This is a genomic window from Achromobacter sp. 1012554356 (assembly GCF_059760815.1).
Window position 1 is genome coordinate 1 of record NZ_JCBANC010000113.1, and the last position, 4,707, is coordinate 4,707.

General features: G+C 66.3%; 5 protein-coding genes. 2 read left to right on the forward strand and 3 right to left on the reverse strand.

Annotation, left to right across the window (positions count from 1 at the left end; all coding sequences use genetic code 11):
- Positions 1–179 precede the first annotated feature (179 nt).
- Positions 180–1,184 (forward strand): lipoyl synthase, encoded by a 1,005-nt coding sequence (lipA, locus tag AC6LJW_RS29310; RefSeq protein WP_056571209.1) that lies wholly within the window; start codon positions 180–182, stop codon positions 1,182–1,184.
- 56 nt (positions 1,185–1,240) lie between these two features.
- Here the strand turns inward: lipA and rfbD are convergent, their stop codons facing one another.
- On the reverse strand, positions 1,241–2,158 hold the full coding sequence (rfbD, locus tag AC6LJW_RS29315) for a dTDP-4-dehydrorhamnose reductase (RefSeq protein ID WP_498088959.1): 918 nt from the start codon (positions 2,156–2,158) through the stop codon (positions 1,241–1,243).
- A gap of 29 nt (positions 2,159–2,187) precedes the next feature.
- Entirely contained in the window at positions 2,188–2,742 is a 555-nt protein-coding gene (locus AC6LJW_RS29320) for a cob(I)yrinic acid a,c-diamide adenosyltransferase (RefSeq protein ID WP_056571213.1), read from the reverse strand.
- A gap of 203 nt (positions 2,743–2,945) precedes the next feature.
- Between AC6LJW_RS29320 and AC6LJW_RS29325 the strand changes: the two genes are divergently transcribed.
- On the forward strand, positions 2,946–3,251 hold the full coding sequence (locus AC6LJW_RS29325; protein ID WP_056571215.1) for a copper-binding protein: 306 nt from the start codon (positions 2,946–2,948) through the stop codon (positions 3,249–3,251).
- Between the two features lie 86 nt (positions 3,252–3,337).
- Here the strand turns inward: AC6LJW_RS29325 and hslU are convergent, their stop codons facing one another.
- A complete protein-coding gene (gene hslU / locus AC6LJW_RS29330; RefSeq protein WP_498088960.1) occupies positions 3,338–4,672 on the reverse strand; it encodes an ATP-dependent protease ATPase subunit HslU in 1,335 nt (444 codons plus the stop codon).
- Positions 4,673–4,707: the final 35 nt, after the last annotated feature.

Consider the following 4,707-nt stretch of genomic DNA (forward strand, 5'->3'; position numbering starts at 1 on the left):
CGGGCGGGGTCAGCGAAGGCATGGCAAATGGCGGGAATTACGTCAGGCCAGACGATAACCCAGGGCCGCCGCTCTCCGGGGGGCGCCGGACGCGGTGGCGGCGGATCGCGCCGCGAAGGGTAAAATGCCATTTTTCTCCCAGAGCCGGCGCCTTCCCGCGCCGGTCACGAAGGTGTCCCATGTCCACGCTCGCCGAGTCTCCTGTGCCCTCGAACGAATCCGCCACCGCGCCCGCGGAGGCGGTCTACGATCCGACGCAAAAGCAGAAATCGCAGGCCAAGACGGCGCGCATTCCCATCAAGATCATTCCGGCCGAGCGCCTGAAGAAGCCCGAATGGATCCGCGTGAAGGCCGCCGCGCCCGGTTCGCGCTTCTACGACATCAAACGCATCCTGCGCGAGCACAACCTGCACACGGTCTGTGAAGAGGCCTCGTGCCCGAACATCGGCGAGTGCTTCGGCAAGGGCACCGCGACCTTCATGATCATGGGCGACAAGTGCACACGCCGCTGCCCGTTCTGTGACGTGGGCCACGGCCGGCCCGACCCGCTGGACACGAAAGAGCCCGAAAACCTGGCGCGCACCATCGCCGCCATGAAGCTGTCGTACGTGGTGATCACCTCGGTTGACCGCGACGACCTGCGCGACGGCGGCGCCGGCCACTTCGTCGACTGCATCACCCATATCCGCGAACTGTCGCCCACCACCCGCATCGAGGTGCTGGTGCCCGACTTCCGCGGCCGCCTGGACCGCGCGCTGACCATCCTGAACGCCGGTCCTCCGGACGTCATGAACCACAACCTGGAAACCGTGCCTCGCCTGTACAAGCAGGCGCGCCCGGGCTCGGACTACCTGCACTCGCTGAAGCTGCTGGCCGAGTTCAAGAAGCTGCATCCGGAAGTGCCCACCAAGTCCGGCCTGATGCTGGGCCTGGGCGAGACCGACGAGGAAATCCTGCAGGTGATGCGCGACATGCGCGATCACAACGTCGACATGCTCACGATCGGCCAGTACCTGCAGCCTTCGGAACACCACCTGCCGGTGCTGCGCTACGTGCACCCGGATACGTTCGCGATGTTCGAGCGCGAAGCGTACGCGATGGGGTTCTCGCACGCGGCGGTCGGCGCGATGGTGCGGTCTTCGTACCATGCGGACGAACAGGCGCATGCGGCCGGCGTGAATTGATCGCCTGAGCGGTCTGGGCGTGGCGTGGCGTGTTGCGTAGCGTTGCGCCTTGCCCGCTACGCCTGCGAAAAAAAGTCCTCCGCGCTGCCGGAGGCAATCAGCTCATCCAGGCTCTGGTCCACATACGTGGTCCAGGCCGCCGGCGCGAAGCCGGCCGCCACGGTCAGCGCCCGCGTGTCCAGGCACGAATTGCGCGGACGCGGGGCTGAGGCCGCGTAATCCGCCGACGATACGGCCGCAATCTGCGCCGGTCCAAGCTTCAGGTTGATGCCCCGCTCGAGGGCGCCTGCCACCAGGTATTGCGCGTAGCCGTGCCAAGTTGTCGAGCCGGCCGCAGCGACGTGATACAAGCCCGCAGGCAACGCCCGCTGCCGATGGCGCGCCAGGCACATCGCGGTGGTCTGCGCGATCAGCGACGCCGGCGTCGGCGTTCCCTGCTGGTCCGCCACGACATTCAGCGATTCACGCGTCCGGGCCAGATTCAGAATCGTCCGGAAGAAGTTGCGCCCGTGCAGCGAGTGGATCCAGCTGCAGCGCAGCACGAAAGCCTCGCACCCGCTTGCGGCAATGGCGCGCTCGCCGGCCAGTTTCGTGGCGCCGTACACGTTGATGGGATGGGGCGCGTCGGCTTCGGTATAGGGGCGTGCGAGGGCGCCGTCAAAGACGTAATCGGTGGAGTAGTGAACAAGCAGCGAACCGCTGACCGCGGCATGCTGCGCCAGCGCCGCGACCGCCAGCGCGTTCACCGCTGCGGCCGCGTCGGGTTCGCGCTCGGCCTGGTCGACTGCCGTCCATGCGGCCGCATTGACGATGATGCCGGGGCGATGCGCGTCCAGCGTCGCGGCGATGGCCGCGTGGTCACGCAGATCGAGCGCGTCGCGGCCCAGCGCCGTGACATCGCCCACTGCCGGCAAGACTGCCTGCAGCGCACGGCCGACCTGGCCGTCTTTGCCGAGCAACAGGATGTTTGGCATGGGCGCTGGCTCCGGAAGACGCGGACAGGCTAGCGGCGCGCTTGCGCGCCTGCCCAGAACGTGTCCTCTTGACCCAGTTGCCGGTTGATGTAGCGCGCCAGCACGAACATCAGGTCCGACAGCCGATTCAGATATTGCCGGACCGGCGCGTTGACGCTATCGATGCCAGCCAGCGCCACCACCGCGCGCTCGGCCCGCCGGGCCACGGTGCGCGCCATGTGCGCCACCGCCGCCGGCCGCGAGCCGCCGGGCAGGATGAATTCGCGCAGCGGCGGCAACGCCGCGTTGTAGTGCGCCAGGCGCGCATCCAGGTGGGCGACCTGCGCTTGCGTGACCGCGACATGGCCGGGAATGCAGAGCTCTGCGCCCATGTCGAACAGGTCGTGCTGGATGGCGAGCAGGTCGGCCGACACGTCTTCGGGCAAGGCTTCGGTCAGCAGCAGGCCGATGACGCTGTTCAGCTCGTCCACGTCGCCCAGGGCGGCGATGCGCGGGGCGTCTTTGGGAAGGCGTGATCCGTCCCCCAGCCCAGTGGTGCCATCGTCGCCGGTGCGGGTGGCAATGACGGATAAGCGGTTGGCCATGGTGTTTTGATTCGGTGAGAAGAGTTGGAGGCTTGCTTCCGACGGTAAGCGCAGCCCGCGAGTAGGGCTGCCTCGCAAACAACCGTCAGGATTGTTGCGCACTGGCAGCGGAACTGTTGCATTCGCGCAGTATCCTAGCACTGTAAAAAGCGGCACGAGCGCCCTCGGCGCCCGTCCGCTTGGACCGCATAGGGAGGTTACATATGGGTTTTAACCGCAAGTACGCAACGCCCATGGCCGTTGCCACCGCAATGGCTGTCGTGTCGCTGGCATCGCCGGTGGCCTTCGCGCAGCAGGCCGACGCCACGGGCGAAGTGCGGCGCGTGGACGCCGCGGCGGGCAAGGTCACGATCAAGCACGATGCCATCAAGGCGCTGGACCTGCCGGCGATGTCGCTGGTCTACCAGGCCGATCCGGCATTGCTGGCCAACATCAAGGCGGGCGACAAGGTGCGCTTTACCGCCACGCGCAAGGATGGCAAGTATGTGGTGACGGCGATCGCGAACTGACGCCGCGCCAATCAAAAACCCCGCCGCAATCGCTTGCGGCGGGGTTTTTTTGCGTCTGCGGCGGGTGGTCGCAGGGACCCGGGTCTTCAGAGCACGTAGCGAGCCAGGTCCTGGCTGCTGGCGGCTTCGGCCAATTGCGAGTTCACGTAGGCGGCGTCGATCGTGACGTGCTTGTCCTGGCTGGACGTGGCGTCGAACGAAAGCTCGTCGAGCAGCTTTTCCATCACCGTGTACAGGCGCCGGGCGCCGATGTTTTCGGTGGTTTCGTTGACGTCGAAGGCCAGCTCGGCCAGGCGGCGCACACCTTCATCGGTGAACTCGAGCGCGACGTCCTCGGTGGCCATCAGCGCCGTGTACTGCTTGGTCAGCGACGCATCCGTGTCGGACAGGATGCGCACGAAGTCCTCGGCGGTGAGGGATTCGAGTTCGACGCGGATCGGGAAACGGCCCTGCAGCTCGGGGATCAGGTCGGACGGACGCGCCAGGTGGAAGGCGCCCGACGCGATGAACAGGATGTGGTCGGTGCGGACCATGCCGTAACGCGTGTTGACGGTGGTGCCTTCAACGAGCGGCAGCAGGTCGCGCTGCACGCCCTGGCGCGAGACATCGGCGCCGCCGGATTCCTGGCGGGCGGCGATCTTGTCGATTTCATCCAGAAAGACGATGCCGTTCTGCTCGACGTTGGTGATGGCAACGCTGCGCAGGTCTTCTTCGTTGACGCGCTTGGCGGCTTCTTCGTCGATGATGAGCTTGAAGGCTTCGCGCACCTTCATCTTCTTGGGCTTTTTCTTGTCGCGCGCCATGCCCGCGAACATGCCGCGCAGCTGCTCGGCCATTTCTTCCATGCCGGGGGGCGTCATGACGTCCATTTGGGGCACGGTCTGGGCGACTTCGATCTCGATTTCCAGATCGTCGATCTTGCCTTCGCGAAGGCGCTTGCGGAAGGTCTGGCGGGCACTGTTGTCCTCGCCGCGCTGCGGTTCACCCGAGGCGCTGCGGGGCGGCGGCACCAGGGCATCCAGGATGCGGTCTTCGGCGGCGTCCTCGGCCTGGGTGCGCACGCGGCGCATTTCCAGTTCGCGGGTCTGCTTGATGGAGTATTCCGTCAGGTCGCGGATGATGGTGTCCACGTCGCGGCCCACATAGCCGACCTCGGTGAACTTGGTGGCTTCGATCTTGATGAAGGGCGCGTTGGCCAGCTTGGCCAGGCGGCGCGCGATCTCGGTCTTGCCGACGCCGGTCGGGCCGATCATCAGGATGTTCTTGGGGTGGATTTCGTGGCGCAGAGGCTCGGCGACCTGCTGGCGGCGCCAGCGGTTGCGCAGCGCCACCGCGACCGCGCGCTTGGCGCGGTTCTGGCCGACGATGTACTTGTCGAGTTCGGAGACGATTTCTCCGGGCGTCATGTTGGATGCGGACATGAGGGCGAATCCTTGAAGCTAGGGCGGGCTGGGGG